Below are 25,502 nucleotides of genomic sequence, written 5' to 3'. Positions count from 1 at the left end.
CGCCGCGTGCGCCGACCCATGAGCTGACCCACGAGGAGCGACCCGAATGTCGACGTACGAGCCCCCTCTGCCGCCCGAGCAGCAGCCGCCCAGTGACGGGTACGGCGCTCCGCCGCCGCCCCCGCCGCCGGCCCCGCCCCAGGGCGGCGGTGGCTACAGCGCCGGGACCGCGTGGTCCTTCGGCTGGAACAAGTTCACCGGCAACCTCGGCTCCATCGTGATCGCGGTGCTGGTGCTGGTCGCCGTGCAGGTGGTCGTGCAGGTGGTGTCGTACTTCGTCGGCGACAGCCTGATCCTGCGGTGGGTCATCAGCCTGGCCGGCTGGGTGCTCTCGATGATCATCGGCGCCGGCCTGGTGCGCGCCGCGCTGGATATCACCGAGGGCCGCGAGCTGGACCCCAAGACGCTGCTGACGCCGAACAAGCTCGGCGAGGTCATCGTGGCCTCCCTGCTGATCAGCGTCGCCACCTTCGTCGGCCTCATCCTGTGCGTGATCCCGGGCCTGCTGGTGGCGTTCTTCACCTCGTTCACGCTCTACTTCCTGATGGACCGTCAGGAGCTGGGCGCGATCGACGCGATCAAGGCGAGCTTCGAGTTCACCAAGAACAACGCCGGCAACGTGATCGTCTGGTTCCTGCTCTGCCTGGCGACCTACATCGTCGGCTTCCTGCTGTGCGGCGTGGGCCTGATCGCGGCGATCCCGGTGATCCTGATCGGCACGGCGTACACGTACAAGACGCTGAACGGCCAGGCGGTCGCGGCCTGACGGCTGCGCGCGCATTGCCGGCCTGACGCCGCGCGGAATCCCGATGTCGAGGGACTCCGCGCGGCGTCAGGGCTCGTCGGGAAAGACCCGGCGGGCGATCGCCGAGATGTCCTTGTCGAGCAGTCGGATCCCAGCCGTCACCTCGGCTCCCAGACTGTTGATCTCACCGAGCAGCTCGCCACGTAGACCGTCGATCTCGGCGCGCAGGACGCGGAGGAAGGTCGTGGACGCGAGACCGACCATGGCGAAGGTGCTCGCGGCGAACACGCCGATCAGGGTCCAGACCTGCGGATCGGTCACGACGGGCACCTCCTTCGACCTCGAGTCTGACACGGTCGATCGGGCCGGTCGACCGAGACCGAGGAGGCTGTGGACGGTCAGCTGTTGGAGAAGACCGCGGGGTCGTCGGGACCTCGGCCGGACCAGGTCCAGGCGTACGCCGCGTCCTCGACGGCCAGCCCGCCCTCGCCGAGCTCGAGCGGCGCGAAGGTGTCGACCATGACGGCCGACTCCTCGAAGAACTCCACGCCGAGCGAGGCCTCGACGGCCGACGGCTGCGGCCCGTGGGCGTAGCCGCCCGGGTGCAGCGAGATCGAGCCGAGGCCGATGCCGGAGCCCCTGCGGGCCTCGTAGTCCCCGCCGACGTAGAACATCACCTCGTCGCTGTCGACGTTGGAGTGGTAGTAGGGAACCGGGATCGACAGCGGGTGGTAGTCGACCTTGCGCGGCAGGAAGTTGCAGACCACGAAGTTGTGGCCCTCGAAGACCTGGTGCACCGGCGGTGGCTGGTGCACCTTGCCGGTGATCGGCATGAAGTCCTCGACGTTGAAGGTGTACGGGTAGAGGCAGCCGTCCCAGCCCACGACGTCGAACGGATGGGTCGCGTAGGTCATCCGGGAACCGACGATCCCGGCCGAGGTGCGGTGCTTGACCAGCACCTCGACGTCCGCGCCGGTCATCGTGAACGGCTGCTCGGGGCCGTAGAGGTCGCGCTCGCAGTACGGCGCGTGCTCCAGCAGCTGGCCGTAGCGGGAGAGGTAGCGCTTCGGCGGCGCGACGTGGCTGTTGGCCTCGATCGCGTAGAGCTGGCTGGGCTGGGCGGGCACCCAGCGGTGCGTGGTCGCGCGCGGCACGATCACGTAGTCGCCGGCGCGATAGCCGATGACACCGAAGACGGTCTCGACCACGCCGGTGCCGGACTCGACGTACACGCACTCGTCGCCGATCGCGTTGCGGTAGTACGGCGACGGATCGGTGCCGGTCACGACGTACGAGATCCGCACGTCGTTGTTGCCGAGCACGAGCCGGCGATCGGTCACCGCGTCCGGGTTTCGAGACGGGCGCTGCGCGCCCTCCTCAACCACCGGAAACAAGGAGTGCAGCTTGAGGTGACGCGGCTTCAGCGGATGGTTGGGCGTGCGCGACTGGTCGGGCAGCTCCCAGACCTCACTCGCGACGATCGCCGACGGCACCCCGCGGTGGTAGAGCAGCGAGGAGTCCGAGGAGAAGCCCTCCTCCCCCATCAGCTCCTCGTAGTAGAGCCGACCCTCGGGGTCACGGTGCTGGGTGTGCCGCTTCGGGGGCACCTCGCCGATCCGACGGTAGTGGGCCATCGCTCTCTCTCCATCGTCCGATAATCGAACTGGTTCGTCCGCTATCTGATCCATGGCTAGAGTAGCCAGCGTGTCAACGGAACCCCTTCCGCCCACCTGGCGCGGCCTCGTCGACGACGCCGCCGTCTTCCCCCCGGGCGACGCCCCGCTGCACGAGGCGTCGGCCGCGCACGCCGAGCGCCGCCAGGCGGCGTACGCCGACCTGGTCGGCCCGTTCGTCGTCCGCGACACCGACGTGCCGCTGCTGCGCGGCACCCCGCTCGCGCTCGCGGTCGTCGTGACCGGTGGCGCCGGCCAGGTCGCCGGCGCCGCCGGGCTGGGCCAGCGGCTGGGCATCGACGTCGCGGGGCTCGAGATCGCGCTGCGCGACCCCGCGGATCCGGTCGGCGCCGCCCGACGGGTGGTTGCGGCCGTCGACGACGCCCGCAACCAGGGCCTGCTCGACGACGACGTGCCGGTCTTCGTCGAGATCCCGGCGTCGTGCCCCGAGCCGCTCTGGCTCGCGGCCGCCGACGAGATCACGGCCGCCGAGCACCGGCTGAAGTTCCGCACCGGTGGGCTCGAGGCGACGGCGTACCCGAGCGCCACGACCCTCGCCGGTTGGATCGACGCCGCGCTGGACCGCGAGACGCCGTTCAAGTGCACCGCCGGCCTGCACCGCGCGGTGCGGCACACCGGCGACGACGGCTTCGAGCACCACGGCTTCCTCAACCTGCTGATCGCCACCCGCCAGGCCTTCGACGGCAGCTCCCGCGGCGAGGTCGAGGCGATCCTCGAGCAGCGCGAGCCTGCCGTGCTCGTCGAGACCGCGGCCGGGCTCGACCTGGCCGGCGCGCGACGCTGGTTCACCTCGTTCGGATCCTGCTCGATCTCCGAGCCGCTCGACGACCTGCTCGCACTCGGCCTGCTGGAGGAGCCGTGAGCGCCTCGACCTGGGTGCCCGGTGCGGCCGGGTCCCTCTTCGACGTCGACAACCTGCCGTACGGCGTGTTCTCCCGACCGGGCGAGGAGCCCCGCGTCGGCGTCCGCATCGGCGACCACGTCGTCGACCTCGCCCCGATCGCGGCGGCGGAGATGCTCGACGTCCACCACGTCTTCGAGGAGCCCTCCCTCAATCCGCTGATGGCCGCCGGCCGCCAGGTCCGCGAGTCGGTGCGCACCTGGGTCACCGGCCTGCTCGTCGACGAGACCGAGCGCGACCTGGTCGAGCCGTCCCTGCTGCCGCTCGCCGAGCTCACGCTGCACCTGCCCGTCGACGTGGCCGACTACGTCGACTTCTACGCCTCCGAGCACCACGCGACCAACGTCGGCCGGATCTTCCGTCCCGACGGCGAGCCGCTGCTGCCCAACTGGAGGCACCTGCCGGTCGGCTACCACGGCCGCGCCGGCACCGTCGTCGCGTCCGGCACCCCCGTCGTGCGTCCGACCGGACAGCGTCGCGGCGGCTCACCCACCGCGACGCCGACCTTCGGGCCGTCCGCGCGACTGGACATCGAGGCCGAGCTGGGCTTCGTGGTCGGCGTCGGCTCCGAGCTCGGCTCTCCCGTGTCGTACGACGCGTTCGCCGACCACGTGTTCGGCGTCGTCGGGCTCAACGACTGGTCCGCTCGCGACATCCAGGCCTGGGAGTACGTGCCCCTCGGCCCGTTCCTCGGCAAGTCCTTCGCCACCTCGGTCTCCCACTGGGTCACCCCGGTCGAGGCGCTCGACGCGGCGTGGGTCGACCTGCCCGGACAGCTCCCCGAGCCCCTGCCCTACCTGGGCCCTGGCGCCACCCGGGGCCTGGACATCGACGTCGAGGTGATGGTCAACGGCGAGGTGGTCAGCCGCCCGCCGTACCGCACCATGTACTGGTCCCCGGCCCAGATGCTCGCCCACCTCACGGTCAACGGCGCCTCGCTGCGCACCGGTGACCTGTTCGCCTCCGGCACCATCAGCGGACCCGAGCCCGACCAGCGCGGATCGCTGCTGGAGCTCGGCTGGGGCGACGAGTCGGCGTTCCTGGCCGACGGCGACGACGTGGTGCTCCGCTACACCGCACCCGGCGTCCGCGGCGGCCGGATCGCGCTCGGCGAGGTGGCCGGCCGGGTCGAGCCGACCCGGGGCTAGGGACGACCGGCCGCCCGGTGGACCCCGTCCCGGCGCTGGTTGAGGTGCGAAGGCGCGCTGACGCCTGAGCCTCGAAACCACCCGGAGGGGTGCGAGCGTGCCTCGGTGGTTGGCCGGCGCGGCCCGGCTCTCCCCGAGAACCGTCACACCGTGTGGAGTCGCACCCGAGGACGCCTCAGGTGTCACACCAGCACCCCGCCTCCCACCTGACAGCCGAAGCCCGCACGACACGCCGTGCTGCCCCGGCGCGTCCCGCGGGTTCCGGCTGCCAGCAGCCGAAACCCCGCGCGACTGCCGAGACCGCGGGTCCGGGCGCCGAGCTAGCCGAGATCCAGCCCGTCGAAGGCGCCCGAGTCCTGCATCTGCGCCCAGATCTGCCGGCGGATCGAGAGCACCAGGCCCCGGGACAGATGGTCGGCGTCGTGCCAGGTGACCTCGCCGTCGACGATCGGCGCGCACAGCACCCGCCCGGGGCAGTAGGCGTCGCGCAGCTCGGCGCTGAAGACGTCCGGATAGATGGTGGTGAAGTACTCGTAGAAGCTGTCGACCGGCGGCCGGGTGGTCGGCGGCACGACGGCGCAGTCGGCCTGCGTCTTCGCGACCCCGAGGCAGTCCAGCGGGTCCGGCCCGCCGATGTCGTAGCCACCGGTGCCGAAGACGCTGTGCATCAGCAGCACCCGCGCGCCGGTGTCGCGGAGCTTGTCGACCGACTCCTGCGACTTGCGCAGCAGCATCTGACGGAAGGTCTCGTCCGGGTGCTCCGCGGCGTCGTCGGCCTCGGTGTCGCGGGCCCAGTGGCCGTCGCTGCGCGCCTTGCCGACGGTCACGACCAGGTCGGCGTCCATCTCGGGGAGGATCTCGTCGTAGAAGCGCGACCGCATCTGCGCGCACTCGTCCTGACGCGCCTGACCGACCCGGGTGACGTTGATGCCGTCCTGCCACGGGCAGTTGTTGAGGATGTTGGTCGAGAGCCGGAAGCCCCGCTCGTCGGCGAGCCGGTGCAGCGCGGTCGCGAGCATCGCCGCGTGGCTATCGCCGATCAGCACCACCAGCGGTCCGTCGTTGTCGCCGACCACGACGCACGACTCGGGGGTGCCGTCGGCACACTGCGGACCGACCTCGCCCTCGTCGTCGGCCAGCTCCCGGAAGTCGATGTCCTTCGGCACCGGCTTGTCGAGGTCGGCCAGCGCCGCGGCGACCTCGCCGTCCTGCGCCCGGTCGGGTACGCCGACCGCCGGGCCGCCCCCGGGACCGGACGCCACCACGACCGGCTGCCGGTCGCTCTCGAGCACCACCGGCACGACGACCGCCGCCACCAGGACGCTCACGGCCAGGCCGGAGAGCACCACCGGCCACGGCGTACGGGCCAGGCTGCGACTGCGCCGGATCGGGGTCTCGAAGACCTGGAAGGACAGCGCGGCCAGGCCGGTCGCGACCGCGGTGGCCATCAGCGCGAGCACGATCGGGCGGACGTCGAAGAGCTGGGCGATCACCAGGATGACCGGCCAGTGCCAGAGGTAGGTGCCGTAGGAGATCTGACCCAGGTAGCGCGGCACCGACCAGGACAGCGCCCGGCTCACCGGGGTCGTGGGCGCCAGGCACAGGCCACCGACCGCGGCCAGCGCGGCGACCGTGCAGAGCAGGCCGCGGACGCTCTCGCTGAGGTCGAGCCATCCCGACGCGAGCACCACGACGCCGACCACGCCGAGGGTGCCGAGCAGGCCCCCGGCACCGCCGCTCTCGGTGGTCCCGCGGCGGCCCAGCTCGCGCAGCGCGATCGCGAGCACGCAGCCCGCGAGCGGCTGGTAGATCCGGGTCTGGGTGGCGTAGTAGGCGAAGTTCACGTCGTTCGCCGCCGCGTGCACCTGGAGCGCGACCGAGACCGCGGTCAGCACCGCGAGCAGCAGCCCGACCCGCCGCTCGGACTGCCGCGCCTTGATCAGCACCAGGAAGATCAGCAGCGGGTAGACGATGTAGTACTGCTCCTCGATCGACAGCGACCAGTAGTGCAGGAACGGCGAGGCCGAGATGCCGTCACCGAAGTAGTCGTTGGCGTCCGCGATGAACTGCCAGTTCGCGAAGTAGAGCAGCGCGGCGCGGGCGTCGGAGACCATCGACAGCCGGCTGGCCTCCGGCGTGACCAGCACCGCCAGCACACACGTCGCGGTGATCGCGAGCACCGCGGCGGGCAGCAGCCGGCGCACCCGGCGGCCGTAGAAGGCACCGACCGAGAACGACCCTTGCCGGTCGACCTCGTCGAGGATCACGTTGGTGACCAGGAAGCCCGACAGCACGAAGAACAGGTCGACGCCGATGAAGCCGCCGCTCATCGAGACCATGCCCGCATGGAAGGCGAGCACCAGCATGACGGCGACGAACCTCAGTCCGTCGAGCTGCGGCCGGTACTCCCACACGGGCAGCAACCGTAGCGGCGCGCCCGGCACGGCACCTAAACCGGTTGAGACGCGCGCCCCGACGGCGGTTGGCTGTCGGCATGAGCGAGATCCGGGTAGGCATCGCCACCGACGCCGACCGCTACCGCGCGACCGACGACACCGTCTGGTTCAACGAGGCGCTGCCGTATCCGAGCGAGCTGATGCTGACCGGGCTGCGGCCCGACCAGCGGTTCGCCGCCGAGACCGACGACGCGGACGGGACGACGTACGCCGGCATCTACGGGGTGTTCCCGCTCGAGCTCGCCGTACCGGGGCCGGGCGGCGATCCGCGGCTGGTGCCCTGCGCCGGGCTGACCTGGGTGGCGGTGCATCCCGACCACCGCCGCCGGGGCGTGCTGACCGCGATGCTGCGCCACCACTTCGAGCAGGTGCGGGCCGAGCCGGGCACGCATGTCTCGGCGCTGCACGCGAGCGAGCCGGCGATCTACGGGCGGCACGGCTACGGCCTGGCATCGCTCGACCTGGAAGTCAGCCTCGCGCGGGGTGCGCGGCTCGTCGCGCCCGGACTGGACGAGGGCGCCGCGGAGGTCCGGGTCCGGATGGCCTCGGTCACCGACGCCGACGTGCCGCGGCGGATGCGCGAGTGCCAGCGCGCCACGTCCGCGCTCGGGACCGTGGTGGGCGCCGTGGAGTACTACGAGCGGGTCTGCCTGGAGGTCCCGGAGCACCTGCGCGACAAGGAGCCCTGGCGGGTGCTGTTCGCGCAGCGGGATGGACGCGACGTCGGGTTCGCGATGTTCCAGCGGACGGCGAAGTGGGACCGGGCCCGGCCCTCCGGCGACCTCCAGGTCTGGGCGGTCGTCGGCGACCCGGCGGCCCGCCTGGCGCTGCTGCGCCGGCTGGTCGACTTCGACCTCGTCGGCACCGTCAAGGTGGGCACGGTCGGCAGTGAGGACCCGCTGCTGACCTGGGCCGGCGGCCCGCGCGGCACCTCGGCGGTCGAGACCTACGACAGCCTGTGGGTGCGACTGGTCGACCTTCCCGAGGCACTCGCCGACCGCAACTGGAGCGCCCCTTGCGACGTCGTCGTGGAGGTGGCGGACCGGTCGGCTCCCTGGAACGAGGGCCGGTGGCGGATCCACGCCGACGCCTCCGGGGCCGCGTCGGTGGAGCGGAGCACCGCCGAGGCCGACCTGCGGCTCCCGGTCGAGGCGCTCGGCGCGGCATACCTCGGCGGCACGAACCTGCTCGGCCTGGCCCGGGCCGGCCTGGTCACCGAGGCGCGGTCGGGCGCCGCCCGCGAGCTGTGGCACGCGATGCGCACCGATGTCGCCCCGACGGCGGCCGTCGGCTTCTGAGCGACCTGCCTCCGGACCTCAGTCCTCCACCAGGATGCCGAGCGCCTCGGCGAGCAGCGGCGCCATCAGCGTGAGCTGGCCGGAGCTGACCGTGACGCCGCGCAGGTGCCGCACGCCGTCGATCGACTCGAGCTCGGCTCCCCTCAGGTCGACGTCGCGGAGCTCGCCCTCGCGCAGGCTCAGGTGTCCGACGCGGGTGTCCTCGAGCCGGACCCGACGGGCGCGCGCGTCGAGCAGGTCGAGCTCCTCGACCACACAGCCGGTGAAGGCGACGTCGAGCAGCTCCGCCCCGCGGAGGTTGACGAAGCTGAGCTTGCAGCCGACGAAGTGCACCGATCGCCACTGCGCGTCGTAGGCCTCGACGGAGCCGAGCCGTCCGCTCACCCGCACGTCGCGCCACTGGCCGCGGGCCGCTCGGACGACGGGCAGGTTGACCTGGTCGAGCTCGACCTCCCGCAGTCGCGCGCTCCGCAGATCGAGCTCGTCGACGCTGAGCCCGGCGAACCGCACGGTCTCCAGCTCGGCATTCCGGGTCAGCTCGGCGGGGTCCGCGTCGTCGAGGTCGGCGGGCAGGGCGTCGATCCGGGGGGCGGCGGTCATACCGGCACCGTACGGCGGCGCACCGACAGCCACGGCCCGGTAGCGTGACGCCGTGCAGTTCGGCCAGTACCCGGCTCCGGGCCACGTCGTCGCCCACCTCAGCGACCCGCACCTGCTGGCCGCCGGCGCGCGACAGTACGACGTGGTCGACCCCGACGCCGGACTCCGGCTCGCGCTGGCCCGGCTCGACCGGCTCGACCCGGCCCCGCAGGCACTGGTGTTCACCGACGACCTGGCCGACCGGGCCGAGCCCGAGGCCTACGCCCGGCTGCGCGCGACGGTCGAGCCTGCCGCAGCGCGGCTCGGCGCCGAGGTGGTCTGGGTGATGGGCAACCACGACGAGCGCGCGGCGTACTCGCTCGGCCTGTTCGGCGTCGCGAGCGAGGCCACCCAGGATCGCGTGCACGACGTCGACGGGCTACGGATCGTCTCGCTCGACACCAGCGTGCCGGGCTACCACCACGGCGAGCTCACCGACGCGCAGCTGGCCTGGCTGGCCGACGTCCTCGCCACGCCGGCGCCGCACGGCACGCTGCTCGCGCTGCACCATCCGCCGATCCCGATCCCGATGATGCCGGCGGCCGAGGTGATCGAGCTCCTCGACCAGCATCGGCTCGCGCAGGTCGTGCGCGGCACCGATGTGCGGTGCATCCTCGGCGGACACCTCCACTACTCGACGCACTCCACCTTCGCCGGCATCCCGGTCTCCGTCGCGTCCGCGACCTGCTACACCTCCGACCCGGCGCCGCTCGAGAGGTTCGTCTCCGGGGTCGACGGGCACCAGGCGATGACCATGCTGCACGTCTACGCCGACCGCATCGTGCACACGGTCGTGCCGGCCGACCAGGCTCCGGAGGTCAGCGGCTTCCCGTCCGACGTACGGGCCCAGGTCGAACGGCTCACTCCGGAGGAACGACGCGAGCTGCTGTCGCGCAAGGACTCGCCGATCTACACCGGAGAGATCCAGCTGCCCGGACAGGTCTGACGCGGCCGCCCGTCAGGCGCTCACGAACCCGCTCTCGTCGGCCTCGCCGAAGTGGCCGCGCAGCACGGGGCGTACGTCGCCGCGGGGTCCGACCCAGCCGACGCCCGGCTCGAGCCGGCGCAGCAGCCGGGCGGGCGCACCGCCCACCACCGTGTGGTCGGCCACCTCGCCCCGGACGACCGAGCCGGCGGCGACCACGACGTTCCGGCCGATGGTGGCGCCGGGCAGGATGATCGCGCCGTGGCCGATCCACGAGCCCGACCCGATCCGCACCGGCAGATGGCCGCCGAACTGCTCGCCGATCGGCAGGTCCGGGTCCTGGTAGCCGTGGCTGGCGTCGCAGACGAAGACGTCCTGGCCGAACCACACGTCGTCGCCGAGCTCGATCGAGGCATGGGCGACCAGGCTGCACCGGGCGCCGATCACGCAGCGGTCGCCGATCACCAGCCCTCGCTCGGGGATCCCGGCGTCGTCGGGGCCGTAGCCGACCGAGAGCGTCACCTGGCGACCGATGAGGATGCCCGACCCCAGGTGGATCGACCGGGTGCCCATCAGCGTCGCCACCGGGAAGCCGATGCTGGTGCCGGACCCGAAGCTGCCGAAGCCGTCCGCGGCCCGGGTGCCGGGCGTGATCTCCCCGGCCCGGTCGAGCCAGCGCCAGCCGGCCAGCACGCCCCGGTTCAGCAGCCGCTTGATGCCCATGTCCACGGTCGGAGGGTAGCCGCCTGGGAGGATCCGGGGGTGCCCTCCCGGATCCCCGACTTCCTCGAGCTCGTCGCTCAGCTGCCCGCCGTCGGCCGGCACGACACCGACCGGTGGAGCCGCTTCGAGGTCGCTGGCCGCGCCTTCGGCTACCTCTGGCCGGCCACCGCCACGGTGGGGCTGAAGCAGACCATCGCGGAGCAGCTCGGCCTGGTCGCCGAGCGACCCGACGTCTTCGAGATCCAGTTCACGGCCGGCGCCTTCGGGTGGGTGGTGGTCCACCTCGACGGCGTCGCGCGCGACGAGCTCGCGGAGCTCACCTTCGAGGCCTGGCGGCTGAGCGCACCGGACGCCCTGGTCGACGAGCGCGGCGACGTACTGCCCGCCTGACCTGCCGACGCGGCAGGATGCCGCCATGGCGAACTACGCGGACTTCCAGATCGGCCTCTACCTCGCGGGCCTGGGCGGAGAGCTGCCGGCGTACCCGCTCACCTTCGCCGGGCTTGAGGCAGCGGCCCAGGCGAAGATGGAGCATCGGCTGTGGGACTACGTCGCGGGCGGCGCCGGCGACGAGCACACCCAGCGGGCGAACGTCGCGGCGTTCGAGCGCTGGGGCATCCTGCCGCGGATGCTGTCGGGGGCCGCCGAGCGCGACCTCTCGGTCGAGCTCTTCGGCCACCGACTGCCGGCGCCGGTCCTGATGGCGCCGATCGGTGTGCTCGGGGTGATGACCGACGACGGGCACGGCGACCTCGCGGCCGCCGCGGCGTCGGCCTCGTCCGGCATCCCGATGATCGCCTCGACGCTGATGCAGGACCCGCTGGAGGAGGTCGCCGCTGCCCTCGGCGACACCCCGGGGTTCTTCCAGCTCTACACGCCCAACGATCGCGAGGTGGCGGAGAGCCTGGTCCGCCGCGCCGAGGCGGCGGGCTTCCGCGGCATCGTGGTCACCCTCGACACCTGGACGCTCGGCTTCCGGCCCCGCGACCTCCAGCACGCGACGTTCCCGCAGCTGCGCGGCGCCTGCCTGGCCAACTACTTCTCCGACCCGGTCTTCCGGTCCCGGCTCGCGGCGTCGCCCGAGGACGACCCGGGCGCCGCGACCCTGCACTGGGCGATGACGTTCGGCAACCCGACCCTGACGTGGGACGACCTCGCCTGGCTGCGCGATCTCACCGACCTGCCGCTGTTGCTCAAGGGCATCGGCCACCCCGACGACGTGCGCCGGGCCAAGGACGAGGGCGTCGACGGCATCTACTGCTCCAACCACGGCGGCCGCCAGGCGGCCAGCGCCCCCGCCCTCGAGCTGCTGCCCGCGGTGGTCGACGCCGCCGACGGCCTTCCGGTGCTGTTCGACTCCGGCGTGCGCTCCGGCGCCGACGTGATCAAGGCCCTCGCCCTGGGCGCCACCGCCGTCGGGATCGGCCGCCCCTACGGCTACGGCGCGGTGCTCGGCGGCACGGCGGGCATCGAGTTCGTGCTCTCGTGCCTGCTCGCCGAGGCCGACCTGACCATGGGCCTCAACGGCTACGCCGGCATCGCCGAGCTCACCCGCGAGGTGCTCCTGCGCTGCTGACCCCGGTCCCAGCGGGACCGGCGACGGCACAGCATGACCATTGCGGGCCAGGTGTGACCAATGTCACAGTGAGAGGTCATGTCTGCCTGGCGGGAGGTCGGATCATGCGACGGTCCATGGTTGTCGCTCTCATCTTCGCCGTCATCGCCGCGCTCTGCGCGGGGCTCACCACGGCCACGGCGGCACCGACGGGCAACGCCGGCAGAGAACCGGACCGGCTGAACGCGTACACCGCGACGGTGACGCCGGACCAGCTCTCCGTGCTGACCCAGGCGGGCGTCGACGTGAGCGGTCAGCGACGGGCCGCGTCGGGGGTCGAGCTCGACCTGGTCCTCGACAAGGCCCAGGCCGACGGGCTGCGGGCCCGCGGCATCGACCTGAGGCTCACGCGGGTCAAGGGTGGCCAGACCGTCCGGCAGTTCGCTGCGGCGCAGGCCGCCAACGGATTCAACGTCTGGCGGTCGTACGACGAGCCGGGCGGCATCCGCGACCAGCTCTACGCCGCGGCGCGCAACAACCCCCAGCTCGTGAAGCTCGAGGTCCTCGGCCACACCGGCCAGGGCCGCGAGATCATCGCGGTCAAGCTGACCCAGGGCGCCCGAGGCGTGCAGGACGGTCGGCGACCCGCCGTGCTGTTCAGCGCCACCCAGCACGCGCGGGAGTGGATCTCGACCGAGGTCGACCGGCGCCTGATGAACTACTACATCGACCGCTGGCGGGCCAACGACCGTGCGGTCCGCAAGCTGCTGCAGTCGACCGAGCTCTGGTTCATCCTCGTCGCCAACCCCGACGGCTACCAGTACACGTTCGATCACGAGCGGCTGTGGCGGAAGAACCTGCGCGACAACAACGGCGACGGCGTGACCCAGGTCGGCGACGGCGTCGACCCGAACCGCAACTTCCCCAACCACTGGGGCTGGGACGAGGAGGGCTCGTCCTCCATCCAGTCCAGCGAGACCTACCGCGGGCCCGGCCCGGCGTCCGAACCGGAGACCCGGGCCATGGTCAGGCTGCTCGACCGGATCAGGTTCGCGTTCCAGGTCAACTACCACTCCAACGGCCAGTGGCTGCTGTACGCCGAGGGCTGGCAGACCAGCACGCCGACCGCGGACGACCCCATCTACTACGCGATGTCCGGCAACCTCGACGCCCCGGCCATCGAGGACTTCCACCCGGGCCTGAGCTCGGACGTCCTCTATGTCACGAACGGCGAGACCACCGACTACGCGCACGCTGCGACGGGCGCCCTGGCCTGGACGCCGGAGCTGTCGGAGGGCTGTGACGGCTGCGGATTCGTGTTCCCCGACGACGAGGCGCTGGTGCAGGCGGAGTTCGAGCGCAACCTGCCGTTCGCGCAGTCCGTGGCGAACTCGGCCGGCGACCCCGACGACCCGAAGACCGTCACCGGGATCAGGACCAAGCCGTTCTACATCGACAGCCAGGACCCCTACAAACGCAGCAATCCCGGCACGCAGCTGAGCTTCACGGAGTCCTACGGCGACCCGCAGCCGGTCGCCGTGATCGCCAAGCGCAGCCTGGGACGGGTGACCCTGAACTACCGCATCAACGACGGGCGCGTGCGCACCGCGCGGACCTCGGAGTGGAGGGGAGGGTCGAGGTACGACCCCGCGGCCGTCTACTACCACCAGATGCGCGGCGTGGTCAGGGGTACCGATCCCGGCGACTCGGTCGAGGTGTGGTTCACCGGCGGCGGGAAGCGGAGCGAGTCGTTCACCTACCAGGCCGTCTCCGAGACCGACCACCGCGTGCTCGTCGTGGCGGCCGAGGACTACACGGGCGCCTCGCCGGCGCAGGATCCGAACGGTCCGCACTTCGCCGACACGTACGTCGACGCCCTGGCCGCCAACGGTGAGGACGCGGACGTCTACGACGTCGACGCCGCCGGGCGCCTCGCGCCGGACGCGCTCGGGGTGCTCAGCCACTACGACGCGGTGGTCTGGGAGACGGGCAACGACCTGGTGACCCGGACGGCCGGCCGGGGCGCCGGCAACGCGGACGTGCTGGCCCTCGACGAGATCCTGCAGTTCCGCTCGTACCTGAACGAGGGCGGACGGGTGCTGTTCGCGGGCGACTCCGCGGGCCAGCAGTACACCAACAACGTCGGCAACCAGATGTACGACCCGAAGGGCGAGGTCGCGTGCAACCCGCCGCCGGCCGACATCGACCCGCGGCGATGCCTGCCGCTCTGGGGCTCGTTCGGCGGTGGTGACCAGACCCATGACGTGCTGCAGTACTACTTCGGGGCGTACCTCGCCGTGGCCGGTGACGGCCTCGACGACACCGGCGCCGCGTTCGACGCGAGCGGCGTCGCCGACCCGTTCACCGGCCTGTCCTGGGGCCTCGACGATCCCGTCCTCGCGGGGAACACCACGCGGCGTTCGTCGTTCCTGTCGACCAGCGGCATCCTGCCGCCCGACCGGTTCCCGCAGTTCGAGAGCTGGCCGGCCGCGCGGTACGACAAGCCGGGCGGGCCGTTCGACCCACACACGGGAGCGCACTACGTCTACTCCCAGATCGCCGACGTGTCCTACAAGAGGCTGACCCGCGAGATCGCGGTCCCGGCCTCCGGTGGGTCGATGACGTTCTGGACGTCGTACGACACCGAGGCCGACTGGGATCACCTGTTCGTGGAGGCGAGGACCCCGGGCCAGGACGACTGGACGACGCTCCCGGACGCCAACGGCCACACCACGCAGAACACGGGCGAGAGCTGCAAGCAGGAGAACTCGGGCGGCTGGCGCACCTTGCACCCGCAGCTCGACCACTACCAGACGCAGACGGGCGCCTCGGCCTGCGACCCGACCGGGACCACGGGCGCGTGGAACGCCGCCAGCGGCAACTCGGGCGGCTGGCAGGAGTGGAGCGTCGACCTGGACGGGTACGCCGGCCAGACCGTCGAGATCTCCATCGCCTACGCCAGCGACTGGGCCACGCAGGGCATCGGTGTCTTCCTCGACGACATCACGCTGCCCGACGGCACGAGCACGTCGTTCGAGACGGGACTCGACGGATGGACGGTCTCCGGACCGCCCCCGGGCAGCGCGTCGAACTCGAACGACTTCGAGCGCACCGACGCATCCGGGTTCCCGGTCGGCAACGTCATCGCCACGCCGCACTCGCTGCTGATGGGCTTCGGCCTCGAGGGCGTGTCCACCTCGGCGGAGCGCGCCGCGGTGATGGGGCGGGCGCTCGATCACCTGCTCGACTGACGGGGGCGAGACGGCGAGGGCCCCGCACAGTGATCTGTGCGGGGCCCTCGTCCGGGTCGCTAGTGGTCGTCGCTGGAAGTTCCTCGGGGGTGGCCCGTGCCCGGGGTGCGGGCCACCCGAAGAACTTCCGGTGATGGCCACTAGTCAGCGGGTCAAGAACACCGGGTCGACCGGCCGGGTCGTGACCGGTGCGTGCTCGCAGATGAACGAGCAGATCCAGTCACACGCCGGCCCGCTGCAGTACAGCATGCAGCGGTTGTAGCACTCGCCCCCGACGCCGTACCGCTCACGGAACGCGGGCTGGAACGACGCGGCCGCCGGTCCGGGCATGGCGTACTGCGGGAGCATGCCCATCGACTGGCAGCCGCCGCAACCACCGCCGCAACCACCGCCGCAACCGCAGTCGCCGCCGCTGCTCCGCGTCGCGGCCGGCGTGAGGTCGGAGCGGCAGTGCTTGCAGCGCGTGGCCTCCGGGTGGATGGTCTCCTTGCAGAAGGGGCAGACCCCACCATGGTCGGCACCATGAGGTTTGAGACGCGACCCGCAGTGCCGGCAGACGGTGGCCTCGGCCTGGATGTCTTCCTTGCAGAAGGGGCATTGCGTGACTGTCGATTGCGTCGTTTGCTCCGTCATGAGTCACCTCTCGGGACGGACCCTCGATCGAACGTAACGCATTTCCCCGGCCATCTCGTCCCGACATCTGGGTAGGCGCAGGAGCAGCGCCCGCCCCGTCAGAGCTCGGCGCCGAGCACCAGCGCGGCGCCCTTCTCACCGATCATCATCGACGGCGCCTGGGTGTTGCCGCTGATGATCGTCGGCATGATCGAGGAGTCGATGACGCGTAGCCCGTCGAGGCCGCGCACCCGCAGCTCGGGGTCGACCACGGCGAGGTCGTCGACGCCCATCTTGCAGCTGCCCACCGGGTGGTAGTCGGTCTTGCCCCACTTGCGGATGTAGTCGCGGATCTCGTCGTCGGTCTGCACCGACGGGCCGGGCAGCTGCTCCTGCTTCAGGATGCCCCGGAACGCGGGAGCGTCGAACACCGTGCGCATCAGCTTGAACCCCGCGACGGAGACCTCCAGGTCGCGCTCGTCGGCGAGGTAGTTGGGGTCGACGACGGGGGTGTCCGCGGGGTTCGCCGAGGTGAGCGTCACCGACCCGCTGCTGAGCGGGCGGACGTTGCAGGCCAGCAGCGTGACGCCGTGGCCCGGGATCCGTTCGGCGTTGCGGGCCTCGTCCTTCCACACGACGTACGCGGGCAGGAAGTGCAGCTGCAGGTCGGGTGATCGGACGGCGTCCGAGCTGCTCACGAACGCACCGCCCTCGGTGATCGTCGCGGTGGCCGGACCGGTGCGGAACAGGCCGTACTCGACCGCGTGCCTGAGGGCCCGGTGCCAACGGTCCTCACCGCTGTAGGTGATCGGCTCGGCGGCCTCGCGGGTGATGTAGACCTCGAGCTGGTCGCGCAGGTTCTTGCCCACGCCGGGCAGGTCGTGGACGGGGTCGACGCCGACCGCACGCAGCTCGTCGGCCGGCCCGATGCCCGAGAGCAGCAGCAGCCGGGGCGAGTTGATGGCGCCGGCGCTGAGCACGACCTCGCGGTCGGCCCGCACGACCTGGCGCTCCCCCTTGAGGGTGTACTCGACACCGGTGGCGCGGCCGTCCTCGACCACGATCCTGGTGACCTCGGCACCGGTGCGGACGGTGAGGTTGGAGCGGCCGAGGACGGGGTGGAGGAACGCCGTCGAGGCGCTCTCGCGACGGGCGTTGCGCTGGGTGACCTGGTGGAAGAACACGCCGTCCTGGCTCGCGCCGTTCGGGTCGTCGGTGCGCCGGATGCCGACCTCCTGCGCCGCCCGCATGAAGGCCCGGGTGGTCGGGTTGGTCTGGATCTGGTCGGCGACGTTGAGCTCGCCGTCGATGCCGTGGTACTCGTCGGCGAGGCGCTCGTTGCGCTCGTGCACCTTGAAGTAGGGCAGCACCTCGTCGTACGACCAGCCCTTGCACCCGAGGTCGGCCCACTCGTCGTAGTCGAGCCGGTTGCCGCGCACGTAGAGCATGGCGTTGATCGACGTGCTGCCGCCGAGCACCTTGCCCTGCGGGAGGAACATCCGCCTGTTCTCCATGTGCCGCTGCGGGGCGGTGTCGAAGATCCAGTTCGCGGAGGTGCCCATCAGCTTGGCGAAGCCCGCGGGGATCTTGAGCAGCGGGTGCCGGTCCCTGGCGCCGGCCTCGAGCAGCAGGACCTGGTTGCCCGGGTCGGCGCTCAGGCGGTTCGCGAGGACGCAGCCGGCGGCGCCGGCACCGATGATGACGTAGGTGTAGCGGTTCATGAGCTCACTTCCTCGTTCTGCTGCCGGACACGGCGATGTGCTGGCGGGTGATGTCGCGGGCTGCTGCGCGCAGCTGTTCGGGGGTCCCGGCCTCGCGGACGTCGGCGATGCCGAGCCCGGCCAGGACGGCGGGCTCCGCGCGGTGCTGGCCCACGGCGGCGTACACGGGCACGGCCGCGGCCCGCGCCCACCGGGTGACGCCGTCGATGACCTTGCCCTGGGCGGTCTGGGAGTCCAGGCGACCCTCGCCGGTGAGGACCAGGTCGGCGCGGGCCAGGCGGTCCTCGAACCCGACCCGGCGCAGGACCTCGTCGATACCGGAGACCAGCTCGGCGTCGTGGCCCGCCCACAGGGCGCCGGCGAGGCCGCCGGCGGCTCCCGTTCGCGCGACCTCGCGAGGATCGCGGGGGAACGACGACGCGACGGTGTCCAGTCGCTCGGTGAGACGCTCGACGGACTCGGGGTCGGCGCCCTTCTGCGGCCCGTACACGCGCGCGGCGTCCTGGTAGGTGGTGACCACGTCGCACAGCACGACGAGGCGGGTCCGGCCGAGTCCCCCGCCCGCCTCGATCGCGGCCAGTGCCCCGAGGCCCCCGTCGGAGAAGCCGCTGCCTCCGACCCCGAGGACGATCTCCGCCACACCGGACGACGCCGCCGCGGTGAGGAGCTGGCCGGTGCCGGCACTGGTCGCGGCGTAGGCGTCGACGGTCTCGGGGTCGATCAGGTGCAGGCCGCTGGCCGACGCGGTCTCGACCACCGCGGTGCGGCCGTCCTCGGAGAGCAGGTAGCTCGCCCAGACCTGGCGGCCGTCGGGGGCGATGACGGCGTGCTCGACATCCGTCCCGGGGACGCTCGCCCGCAGCGCCTCCAGTGTCCCCTCGCCACCGTCGGCGACCGGGCACACGTCGGTCTCGCCACCCGCCTCGCGCACCCCCGCCGCCAAGGCGTCGGCGACGACGGCCGCGGACATCGTGCCCTTGAAGGAGTCCGGGGCGACCAGCACCCGCGGACCTGGATCGGTTGTGCTCATGCGACCACCTCGAGACCGTCCAGCAGGCCGGCCATCCGGGTCCGGATGTCGCCGACCAGGGCACCGACCGGAGTCGCCCACACGTCCTCGTTCAGCACCTCCACCTCGATGCTGCCCTCGTACCCGTCCCGGAGCAATCCACCGACGATGCCGGCGAGGTCGGCGACGCCGTCGCCCGGCAGGCCGCGCCCGGTCAGCACGCTCGGCGTGGGGACGAGCCAGTCGGCGACATGCACGCTGACGGTCCGGGCAGCGGCCCGCTCGAGCGCCTGCGGCAGCCGCGGATCCCACCAGACGTGGTAGGTGTCCACGGCGATGCCCAGGTGCGGATGGTCGATGCGCTCAACCAGGTCGACCGCCTGGTCGAGCGTCACGATGGCCGAGCGCTCGGCGAGGAACATGGGGTGGAACGGCTCCACGGCGAGCACCACGTCGTGGTCGGCAGCGAACGGCAGCAGGTCCTCGATCCCGGCCCGGATCAGGTCCACCGCCGCGACCGGTCGCCCGTCATGGACCGGCCCGCACACCAGCACCAGGACCGGAGCCCCGAGCTCGGCGGCCTCCTCGACCGCGGCCCGGTTGTCGCGCCGCGCCTCGGCCGGGCTGCGGGTCCCGGTGAAGAACCCGCCACGGCACAGGCTGCTCGCCCGCAGCCCCCGCCCGTCGAGTGCTCGACGGGTCCGTCGCACGTCGCCGCCGACGTACTTGTGCCGCCACGGTGCGACCGCGGGCACGCCGGCGGCCACGCACGCATCCAGGAGCTCCTCGGTGCCGCTGGTCTCGGCCGTGGCCTGGTTGATGCTCAGCCGGGCCCGCCAGGCATCGGCCGGGCCGGTCATGGCGACACGCCCGCCACCGCCAGGAACTGGCGCATCCGGAACGTCGCCAGCTCGGGGTCGGCCAGCGCGCCGCCCTCGTCGGCCAGGGCGAAGACCCGGGCCAGGTGCGGCACCGAGCGCTGCAGCTCGGCGCCGGCGACCATCCGGAAGTGGTCCTGGTGGCCGTTGAGCCAGGCGAGGAACACCACGCCGGTCTTGTACGCCGAGGTCGGCGCGGCGAACAGGTGTCGCGCCAGGGGCACGGTGGGCTCGAGGATCGCGCTGAAGCCGTCGGCGTCGCCGGCGTCGAGCCGGTCGAGCGCCGCTCGGGCGGGTGCGGCGATGGCGTCGAAGATCCCGAGCAGGGCATGGCTGTGCCCGTGCTCGTCGCCGCGGATGAGCTCGAGGTAGTTGAAGTCGTCGCCGGTGTGCATCAGCACGCTCTCGGGCAGCCGGCGTCGCAGGTCGATCTCGCGCTCCGCGTCGAGCAGGGAGATCTTGATGCCCGCGACCTTCGGCTCGTGGTCGCGGATCAGCCCCAGGACCACCTCGGCCGCGACGTCGAGGTCGGCGCTGCCCCAGTAGCCGCGCAGCGCGGGGTCGAACGCCTCGCCCAGCCAGTGCAGGAAGACCGGGCCGTCGCTCTGGCGCAGCACCTCGTCGTAGACGGCGACGTAGTCGTCGACACCGGTCGCCGAGGCCGCGAGGTGCCGGCTGGCCATCACGACCGGCTCGGCCCGGCTGTCGCGGATCCAGGCAATCTGCTCCAGGTAGGCGTCGACGAGCCGGTCGACCGGGTAGGTGCCGGCCGGGTCGAGCTGGTCGGTCATCGCCCCGGCGACGACGCGACCGCCCCGGGCGGCGGCCTCGGTGCCGGAGGTGCGGATCAGCCGGCGGGCCAGCGCCCAGTCCAGGCCGTTGCCCCGCTGGGCGGTGTCCATGGCTTCGGCCAGCCCGAGGCCGAGGTCCCACAGGTGGCGGCGGAAGGCCAGGGTGGCGTCCCAGTCGATCGCTGCGGCCGTGCCGTGGTCGGCCGGGTCCGCCAGCGGGTCGGCCACGACGTGCCCGGCGGCGTAGACGGACCGGCTGGTGACGCCGGCCCCGCCGTACGCCGCGTCGAAGACGGCGCTGCGCGGGCCGACCCGGTGCAGACGCGTCTCGCCGTCGGCACCGGGGAGGTGCAGCTCCGTCGGCGTCCGCGTCGTGGCCTGGGCGGTGCTCATCGGGCCGCCTCGCTGCCGGCGATCATCCGGTCCCGCCAGGCGGCGCCGAGTGCGACGTCGGTGAAGAGAGCGGCGTCCATCTCGCGCAGGTCGGCGGCGACCTCGATCGGGCCGGGCAGCTGCTCGAGGACGTCGCGGTCGACGTCGACGCCCGGGGCGGTCTCGACGAGCACCAGCCCGGCCGCGCCGAGCTCGAAGACCGCCCGCTCGGTGACGTAGAGGACTCGCTGGCCCCGCAGCCGCGCCTGCTCGGCGCTGAACGTGACCTGCTCCACCTGGTCGACGAACTTGCGGTGCCGGCCCTCGGACTCGATGGCGAGCGTCCCGGCGCCCGGCACTGCGCGCAGCCCGCCGGCGTTGAACGTGCCGCAGAAGACGACCGTCGACGCGTTCTGGGAGATGTTGACGAACCCCCCGGTGCCGACGACCCGCTTGTTGAACTTGGAGACGTTGACGTTGCCGGCGGTGTCGATCTGGGCGAAGCCGAGGAAGGTGATGTCGAGGCCGCCGCCGTCGTAGAAGTCGAACTGGTAGGGCTGGTCGAGTACGGCGACCGGGTTGGTGGCGACGCCGAAGATGACGCCGCGCGCGGGCACGCCGCCGACCAGGCCCTGCTCGATCGTCAGCGTGAAGTGGTCCGACCAGCCCTCCTCGGCGGCGACCGCCGCGACGCCGTCGGCGATGCCGACGCCGAGGTTGACGACGTCGCCGTCGCGGATCTCGGCGAGCGCGCGCCGGGCGACGACCTTGCGCTGGTCGAGCGGGAACGGCTCCAGGTGGCTCAGCGCCGCTTTCACCGCGCCTGAGAACGCCGGGTTGAAGTCGTGGGTGACCAGCTGGCGCTGGTCCTTGTGCACCACGACCACGTCGACGCAGATCCCGGGGACGACCACCGACCGCGGGTCGAGCGAGCCACCCTCCGCGACCTGCTTGACCTGGGCGATGACCAGGCCGCCGCTGTTGCGGGTGGCCTGGGCGATGGAGAGCATCTCCAGCCGGGCGCCCTCCTGCTCCAGCGAGATGTTGCCGCGCTCGTCGGCGGTGGTGCCCCGGATGAGGCACACGTCGATGTCGATGGCCGGGTAGAACAGCCACTCCTTGCCACCGAGCTCGACCACCTCGACGAGCTCCTCGGTGGTGACGTCGTTGAGCCTGCCACCCTCCAGCCGCGGGTCGCAGAACGTGCCCAGCCCGACGTGGGTGACCAGGCCGGGACGGCCGCCGGCGATCTCGCGGAACAGCTGGGCCATCACGCCCTGCGGGAAGTTGTAGGCCTCGAACTGGTTCTCGATGACCATCTCGCTCATCCGGGGCGCCATCCCCCAGTTGCCGGCGATGATCCGCTTGGCGAGGCCGGGCTGGGCGAGGTGGTCCATGCCGCCGCCCTCGCGGTCACCGATGCCGGTGGTGTGCACGAGCGTGAGTCCGGCCGGTGCGCCGTTCTCGCGGTAGGCGTCGCCCAGGGTCCGCAGCAGGAGGTCGGGCTCGACCAGCCCGCCACCGGAGCCGCCGATGGCCACCGTGTCGCCGGGACGGACGAGGGCGATGGCGTCGGCGGCGTCGAGGAAGCGCGGGCCGCTGCGCACCCGTCGGGACGGGCGGGGCGTCGGGTCGGTCATGGGGTGGTCCTCCGAGCTGGGGTGGTGCGGGGGTCGGTCATGAGAGGACGCCGCCGCCGTTCACGTGGATCGTCTGGCCGTGGATGTACGACGCCGCCTCGCTGGCCAGGAAGACGACGCTCGGCGCGACCTCGTGCGCGAGGCCCATCCGGCCCGCGACCAGCGAGGCGGTCCGGGCGCGGGTGAGCTCCTCGTCGAAGCTCGCGTCGGTCATCGGGGTGGTGATCGGGCCCGGTGCGATCGCGTTGACCCGCACCTGGGGGCCGACCTCACGCGCCATCGCGCGGGTCAGCCCGAGCACGCCGGCCTTGGCCGCGCAGTAGCTGGCGAAGTCCTCGGCGCCCTTGTAAGCCAGCTGCGACGAGACGTTGACGATCGCGCCGCTGCCGCGCTCGAGCATGCCGACCAGGACGTGCCGGGACACGACGAAGACGCCGGTCAGGTCCACGTCGATCGTGCGGCTCCACTGCTCGAGCGTCATCTCGGTGATCCGGCCGGCGGTCATGTAGCCGGCGTTGTTGACCAGCACATCGATCGGGCCCAGGGCGTCCTCGGTCGCGGCCACGAACGCCGCGGCCTCGTCCCAGCTGGTCACGTCGCCCTCGACGACCGCGACCTCGGCGCCGTCGCCGCGCAGCTTCTCGGCGAGCTCGCGGGCCTCGTCCTGCTGGCCGAGGTGGTGGATCGCGACGCGCGCGCCCGCGGCGGCGAGGGCCGCGACCATCTCGCGGCCGAGGCCGCCGGCGCCGCCGGTGACGAGCGCGGTGCGGCCGGTAAGGTCGAAGGCGCTCATCGGTCGCCGCCGTACCACGGGGCGCGGGTGCCGCGACGGATCTGGACAGTCTTGTTCTCGGTGAAGAACTCCATGCCCTCGCGGCCGAACTCGGCGCCGTAGCCGCTGTCGCGCCGGCCGCCGAGGGGCACCTCGGGGAACGCATCGGTCGAGCCGTTGACCCACACGGTCCCGGTGTTGAGGGCGAAGGTCAGGTCGAGCGCCTCGTCGATGTCGTGGGTCCACACCGAGGCGGCGAGCCCGAACTGCTGGGCGTTGGCCCGGGTGGTGACGTCGGCGAGGTCGGCGTACGGCTGGATGGTGGTGACCGGGCCGAACAGCTCCTCGCGGACCGAGTAGTTGTCGTCGGCCTCGGTGAACAGCACGGTCGGGGCGAGGAACGGCGCCGCGGCGGTGCCCTCGACCGTGGCCTGGGTGCCGCCGGCGACCAGCGTCGCACCCTCCGCGGTGGCCTTGTCGACCGCGGCGAGCACGCCGTCGAAGTGCTGCCGGGAGACCAGCGGGCCCATCTCCGTGCCCGCGTCGGCGGGGTCGCCCAGCCGGATCTGCGCGGTCCGCTCGGCCAGTCGCCCGGCCAGCTCGTCGGTGATCGCCGCGTCCGCCAGGATGCGCGACCCGGCGACGCACACCTGGCCCTGATTGAAGAACGACGCGAACAGCAGCCCCTCGACCGTCAGGTCGAGGTCGGCGTTGCGGGTGACGATGACCGGGGTCTTGCCACCGGCCTCGAGCGCGACGCGCTTGAGCCGGTTGCGGCCCGCGCCGGCGGCGATGTGCCGTCCGGTGGTGGTGGAGCCGGTGAAGCTGATGACGTCGGTGTGCAGGTGGCTGACCAGGCTCGCGCCGGCCGCGCCCTCGGCGACCAGGACGGAGAGTGCGTCGGGCTCCAGGCCGGCCTCGAGGAGGATCTGCGCCACCGCGAGGGAGGTCAGCGGGGTCAGCGGGCTGGGCTTCATGACGACCGAGCAGCCCGCGGCGAGCGCCGGCGGGAGCTTCTGGCCCAGGATGCCGAGCGGGAAGTTCCACGGCACGATCAGGCCGGCGACGCCGGCCGGCTCGCGCAGGGTGAACGCGAAGACGTCGGTGCCGATGTCACGGACGGTGCGCCCGTTGATGTCGCGGGCCAAACCGGAGAAGTACTCGAACGCGTTCACGGTCGCGGCGACCTCGCCGCGGGCCTCGCGGATCGGCTTGCCGGTCTCGCTCAGCAACAGCCAGGCGAGCTCCTCGGTGCGCTCCTCGATGAGTCGGGCGGCGGTGGCCAGCACCCGGGCCCGGTCGCGGCCGGTGGTACGGCCCCAGGCGCCGGTGTCGAACGCGCGCCGGGCAGCGGCCACGGCCCGGTCGACGGGCGCGTCGGTGGCGTCGCCACCGGTGAACAACGTCGACCCGCTGGCCGGGCCGACCCGGGCCGGCATCTCCTGCTCGGCCCCGACTCCCGCACCGGAGATCAGCGAGCCGATCACGGGTACGTCGTCGCGGACGTCGAGCACGGCGGGCCCGAACAGGCGGGCGATGTCGGCGGCGGCAGGGGTGCTCATGATGCGGTTCCTTCGGTCGGGGAGGTGGAGGCGGCCTTCGCCGCGCGGGCGGCGGCCTTGCGGTCCAGGAAGTCCTGCTTGCGGCGGCGTGAGGAGTCCAGGCACGCCGTGTAGCCGGCCAGCGCGTCCTCCCCGGTCAGGGTGGTCCGCGCACCGGCCAGGAACTCCTTGGCGAGACGCACGGCGGTGGGCTCGGCGCCCAGCAGCCGCGTGGTCGTCTCCTTCACGGCGACGTCGAGCTCGGCCGCCGGGTGCGCGGAGGTGACCACGAGGAGCTCGGCGGCGCGCGCGCCACTGATCAGCTCGCCGGAGAGCAGCAGGTGCCGGGCGACGCCGAGGCCGGCGACGTCGACCAGCCGCGAGGTGCCACCCCAGGAGGGCAGGTTGCCCAGCCCGAGCTCGGGCAGTCCCAGGGTCGCGTCGGCCGCGGCGATCCGCAGGTCGCAGGCGAGGGCGAGCTCGAGGCCACCGCCGTACGCACCCCCCTCGATGATCGCGACGCTCGGCACCGGCAGCGCGGCCAGCGCGCCGAACGCGTCCTGACCGAGGCGGGAGTTCCGCTCGGCCACGTCGTGGGAGGGGCTCACCCAGTCGGCGATGTCGGCCCCGGCACAGAAGGTGCCGCCGGCGCCCCGCACCAGCACGACGCGGACGTCGTCACGGACGGCGATCTGAGCGACGGCGTCGCGCAGGGACTCGACCATGGCGATGTCGAGGGCATTGCGCTTCGCGGCGCGGTCGAGCAGCAGCAGGGCGACGCCGTCGGGGTCGACGGACACGGTCACCGGCATGGGGAGTTCACTCCTTGGG

General features: G+C 72.4%; 22 protein-coding genes and 1 pseudogene. 8 read left to right on the top strand and 15 right to left on the bottom strand.

Features of this window, described 5'->3' with window-relative positions:
• Nucleotides 1–46: 46 nt before the first annotated feature.
• The gene (locus tag FHU40_RS13435) at nt 47–766 is read left to right on the top strand and encodes a hypothetical protein (RefSeq protein ID WP_183592818.1); all 720 of its coding nucleotides are present in this window, start codon (nt 47–49) and stop codon (nt 764–766) included.
• Between the two features lie 66 nt (nt 767–832).
• Here FHU40_RS13435 and FHU40_RS13430 read toward each other — a convergent pair whose 3' ends face one another.
• Together FHU40_RS13430 and FHU40_RS13425 are read right to left on the bottom strand one after the other, a co-directional pair.
• A complete protein-coding gene (locus FHU40_RS13430) occupies nt 833–1,066 on the bottom strand; it encodes a hypothetical protein (RefSeq protein ID WP_183592817.1) in 234 nt (77 codons plus the stop codon).
• A 77-nt stretch (nt 1,067–1,143) separates the two neighbouring features.
• Complete coding sequence (locus FHU40_RS13425) at nt 1,144–2,379, bottom strand: homogentisate 1,2-dioxygenase (RefSeq protein ID WP_183592816.1); 1,236 nt, start codon at nt 2,377–2,379, stop codon at nt 1,144–1,146.
• A gap of 70 nt (nt 2,380–2,449) precedes the next feature.
• Here FHU40_RS13425 and FHU40_RS13420 point away from each other — a divergent pair, with 70 nt between their 5' ends.
• Both FHU40_RS13420 and fahA read left to right on the top strand, forming a co-directional pair.
• Nucleotides 2,450–3,301, top strand: coding sequence for a hypothetical protein (locus FHU40_RS13420; protein WP_246390585.1), 852 nt, complete (start codon nt 2,450–2,452; stop codon nt 3,299–3,301).
• Nucleotides 3,298–4,488 (top strand): fumarylacetoacetase, encoded by a 1,191-nt coding sequence (fahA, locus tag FHU40_RS13415; RefSeq protein ID WP_343057848.1) that lies wholly within the window; start codon nt 3,298–3,300, stop codon nt 4,486–4,488. Before FHU40_RS13420 ends, fahA begins: the two co-directional genes overlap by 4 nt.
• Nucleotides 4,489–4,808: 320 nt before the next feature.
• Here the strand turns inward: fahA and FHU40_RS13410 are convergent, their stop codons facing one another.
• Nucleotides 4,809–6,902: an acyltransferase family protein gene (locus FHU40_RS13410; RefSeq protein WP_183592814.1), complete on the bottom strand. Its 2,094-nt coding sequence runs from the start codon at nt 6,900–6,902 to the stop codon at nt 4,809–4,811.
• A gap of 80 nt (nt 6,903–6,982) precedes the next feature.
• Here FHU40_RS13410 and FHU40_RS13405 point away from each other — a divergent pair, with 80 nt between their 5' ends.
• Nucleotides 6,983–8,242 (top strand): GNAT family N-acetyltransferase, encoded by a 1,260-nt coding sequence (locus tag FHU40_RS13405; RefSeq protein WP_183592813.1) that lies wholly within the window; start codon nt 6,983–6,985, stop codon nt 8,240–8,242.
• An 18-nt stretch (nt 8,243–8,260) separates the two neighbouring features.
• On the opposite strand, the gene FHU40_RS13400 is transcribed toward FHU40_RS13405, so the two are convergent.
• Entirely contained in the window at nt 8,261–8,842 is a 582-nt protein-coding gene (locus FHU40_RS13400) for a pentapeptide repeat-containing protein (RefSeq protein WP_183592812.1), read from the bottom strand.
• A 52-nt stretch (nt 8,843–8,894) separates the two neighbouring features.
• Here FHU40_RS13400 and FHU40_RS13395 point away from each other — a divergent pair, with 52 nt between their 5' ends.
• A complete protein-coding gene (locus tag FHU40_RS13395; protein WP_183592811.1) occupies nt 8,895–9,827 on the top strand; it encodes a metallophosphoesterase in 933 nt (310 codons plus the stop codon).
• 12 nt (nt 9,828–9,839) lie between these two features.
• Here FHU40_RS13395 and FHU40_RS13390 read toward each other — a convergent pair whose 3' ends face one another.
• Nucleotides 9,840–10,529 carry an acyltransferase gene (locus FHU40_RS13390; RefSeq protein ID WP_183593794.1) on the bottom strand — a complete coding sequence of 230 codons (690 nt, stop codon included), beginning with the start codon at nt 10,527–10,529 and terminating at the stop codon, nt 9,840–9,842.
• A 39-nt stretch (nt 10,530–10,568) separates the two neighbouring features.
• Here FHU40_RS13390 and FHU40_RS13385 point away from each other — a divergent pair, with 39 nt between their 5' ends.
• The 3 genes from FHU40_RS13385 (at nt 10,569) to FHU40_RS13375 (ending at nt 15,335) form a co-directional block, all read left to right on the top strand.
• On the top strand, nt 10,569–10,919 hold the full coding sequence (locus tag FHU40_RS13385) for an MmcQ/YjbR family DNA-binding protein (RefSeq protein WP_215526407.1): 351 nt from the start codon (nt 10,569–10,571) through the stop codon (nt 10,917–10,919).
• 25 nt (nt 10,920–10,944) lie between these two features.
• Complete coding sequence (locus FHU40_RS13380; RefSeq protein ID WP_183592810.1) at nt 10,945–12,105, top strand: alpha-hydroxy-acid oxidizing protein; 1,161 nt, start codon at nt 10,945–10,947, stop codon at nt 12,103–12,105.
• 116 nt (nt 12,106–12,221) lie between these two features.
• Entirely contained in the window at nt 12,222–15,335 is a 3,114-nt protein-coding gene (locus FHU40_RS13375; RefSeq protein ID WP_183592809.1) for a M14 family metallopeptidase, read from the top strand.
• A 144-nt stretch (nt 15,336–15,479) separates the two neighbouring features.
• Here the strand turns inward: FHU40_RS13375 and FHU40_RS28260 are convergent, their stop codons facing one another.
• The 10 genes and pseudogenes from FHU40_RS28260 to FHU40_RS13330 form a co-directional block, all read right to left on the bottom strand.
• Nucleotides 15,480–15,689 carry a hypothetical protein gene (locus FHU40_RS28260; RefSeq protein WP_246390582.1) on the bottom strand — a complete coding sequence of 70 codons (210 nt, stop codon included), beginning with the start codon at nt 15,687–15,689 and terminating at the stop codon, nt 15,480–15,482.
• 105 nt (nt 15,690–15,794) lie between these two features.
• Nucleotides 15,795–15,968: pseudogene (locus tag FHU40_RS29850) on the bottom strand (double zinc ribbon domain-containing protein); the annotation flags it as partial.
• 98 nt (nt 15,969–16,066) lie between these two features.
• The gene (locus FHU40_RS13365) at nt 16,067–17,668 is read right to left on the bottom strand and encodes a GMC family oxidoreductase (RefSeq protein WP_183592807.1); all 1,602 of its coding nucleotides are present in this window, start codon (nt 17,666–17,668) and stop codon (nt 16,067–16,069) included.
• Nucleotides 17,669–17,672: 4 nt separating this feature from the next.
• Entirely contained in the window at nt 17,673–18,698 is a 1,026-nt protein-coding gene (locus FHU40_RS13360) for a glycerate kinase family protein (RefSeq protein WP_183592806.1), read from the bottom strand.
• Nucleotides 18,695–19,537, bottom strand: coding sequence for a sugar phosphate isomerase/epimerase family protein (locus FHU40_RS13355; protein ID WP_183592805.1), 843 nt, complete (start codon nt 19,535–19,537; stop codon nt 18,695–18,697). The genes FHU40_RS13360 and FHU40_RS13355 overlap by 4 nt, the downstream gene beginning before the upstream one ends.
• A complete protein-coding gene (locus FHU40_RS13350; protein WP_183592804.1) occupies nt 19,534–20,739 on the bottom strand; it encodes a dihydrodipicolinate synthase family protein in 1,206 nt (401 codons plus the stop codon). The genes FHU40_RS13355 and FHU40_RS13350 overlap by 4 nt, the downstream gene beginning before the upstream one ends.
• Nucleotides 20,736–22,358 (bottom strand): acyl CoA:acetate/3-ketoacid CoA transferase, encoded by a 1,623-nt coding sequence (locus FHU40_RS13345; RefSeq protein ID WP_183592803.1) that lies wholly within the window; start codon nt 22,356–22,358, stop codon nt 20,736–20,738. The genes FHU40_RS13350 and FHU40_RS13345 overlap by 4 nt, the downstream gene beginning before the upstream one ends.
• A gap of 37 nt (nt 22,359–22,395) precedes the next feature.
• The gene (locus FHU40_RS13340; RefSeq protein WP_183592802.1) at nt 22,396–23,151 is read right to left on the bottom strand and encodes an SDR family NAD(P)-dependent oxidoreductase; all 756 of its coding nucleotides are present in this window, start codon (nt 23,149–23,151) and stop codon (nt 22,396–22,398) included.
• Entirely contained in the window at nt 23,148–24,692 is a 1,545-nt protein-coding gene (locus tag FHU40_RS13335) for an aldehyde dehydrogenase family protein (protein WP_183592801.1), read from the bottom strand. The genes FHU40_RS13340 and FHU40_RS13335 overlap by 4 nt, the downstream gene beginning before the upstream one ends.
• Nucleotides 24,689–25,483, bottom strand: coding sequence for an enoyl-CoA hydratase/isomerase family protein (locus tag FHU40_RS13330; RefSeq protein ID WP_183592800.1), 795 nt, complete (start codon nt 25,481–25,483; stop codon nt 24,689–24,691). The genes FHU40_RS13335 and FHU40_RS13330 overlap by 4 nt, the downstream gene beginning before the upstream one ends.
• Nucleotides 25,484–25,502: the final 19 nt, after the last annotated feature.

It is taken from the genome of Nocardioides soli (assembly GCF_014191495.1).
In the GTDB taxonomy this organism is placed as follows: Bacteria; Actinomycetota; Actinomycetes; order Propionibacteriales; family Nocardioidaceae; genus Nocardioides; species Nocardioides soli.
Note: the sequence above shows the minus strand (reverse complement) of the source record. Positions and strands in the feature narration are given on the sequence as shown.

Bases quoted from the DNA above. Each gene is read 5' to 3' on its own strand.
- FHU40_RS13425 (WP_183592816.1), bottom strand. From the start codon at position 2,379: ATGGCCCACTACCGTCGGATCGGCGAGGTGCCCCCGAAGCGGCACACC.
- FHU40_RS13345 (WP_183592803.1), bottom strand. From the start codon at position 22,358: ATGACCGACCCGACGCCCCGCCCGTCCCGACGGGTGCGCAGCGGCCCG.
- FHU40_RS28260 (WP_246390582.1), bottom strand. From the start codon at position 15,689: ATGGGCATGCTCCCGCAGTACGCCATGCCCGGACCGGCGGCCGCGTCG.
- FHU40_RS13405 (WP_183592813.1), top strand. From the start codon at position 6,983: ATGAGCGAGATCCGGGTAGGCATCGCCACCGACGCCGACCGCTACCGC.
- FHU40_RS13375 (WP_183592809.1), top strand. From the start codon at position 12,222: ATGGTTGTCGCTCTCATCTTCGCCGTCATCGCCGCGCTCTGCGCGGGG.
- FHU40_RS13355 (WP_183592805.1), bottom strand. From the start codon at position 19,537: ATGACCGGCCCGGCCGATGCCTGGCGGGCCCGGCTGAGCATCAACCAG.
- FHU40_RS13365 (WP_183592807.1), bottom strand. From the start codon at position 17,668: ATGAACCGCTACACCTACGTCATCATCGGTGCCGGCGCCGCCGGCTGC.
- FHU40_RS13380 (WP_183592810.1), top strand. From the start codon at position 10,945: ATGGCGAACTACGCGGACTTCCAGATCGGCCTCTACCTCGCGGGCCTG.
- FHU40_RS13400 (WP_183592812.1), bottom strand. From the start codon at position 8,842: ATGACCGCCGCCCCCCGGATCGACGCCCTGCCCGCCGACCTCGACGAC.
- FHU40_RS13330 (WP_183592800.1), bottom strand. From the start codon at position 25,483: ATGCCGGTGACCGTGTCCGTCGACCCCGACGGCGTCGCCCTGCTGCTG.
- FHU40_RS13340 (WP_183592802.1), bottom strand. From the start codon at position 23,151: ATGAGCGCCTTCGACCTTACCGGCCGCACCGCGCTCGTCACCGGCGGC.
- FHU40_RS13350 (WP_183592804.1), bottom strand. From the start codon at position 20,739: ATGAGCACCGCCCAGGCCACGACGCGGACGCCGACGGAGCTGCACCTC.
- FHU40_RS13360 (WP_183592806.1), bottom strand. From the start codon at position 18,698: ATGAGCACAACCGATCCAGGTCCGCGGGTGCTGGTCGCCCCGGACTCC.
- FHU40_RS13335 (WP_183592801.1), bottom strand. From the start codon at position 24,692: ATGAGCACCCCTGCCGCCGCCGACATCGCCCGCCTGTTCGGGCCCGCC.
- FHU40_RS13435 (WP_183592818.1), top strand. From the start codon at position 47: ATGTCGACGTACGAGCCCCCTCTGCCGCCCGAGCAGCAGCCGCCCAGT.
- FHU40_RS13390 (WP_183593794.1), bottom strand. From the start codon at position 10,529: ATGGGCATCAAGCGGCTGCTGAACCGGGGCGTGCTGGCCGGCTGGCGC.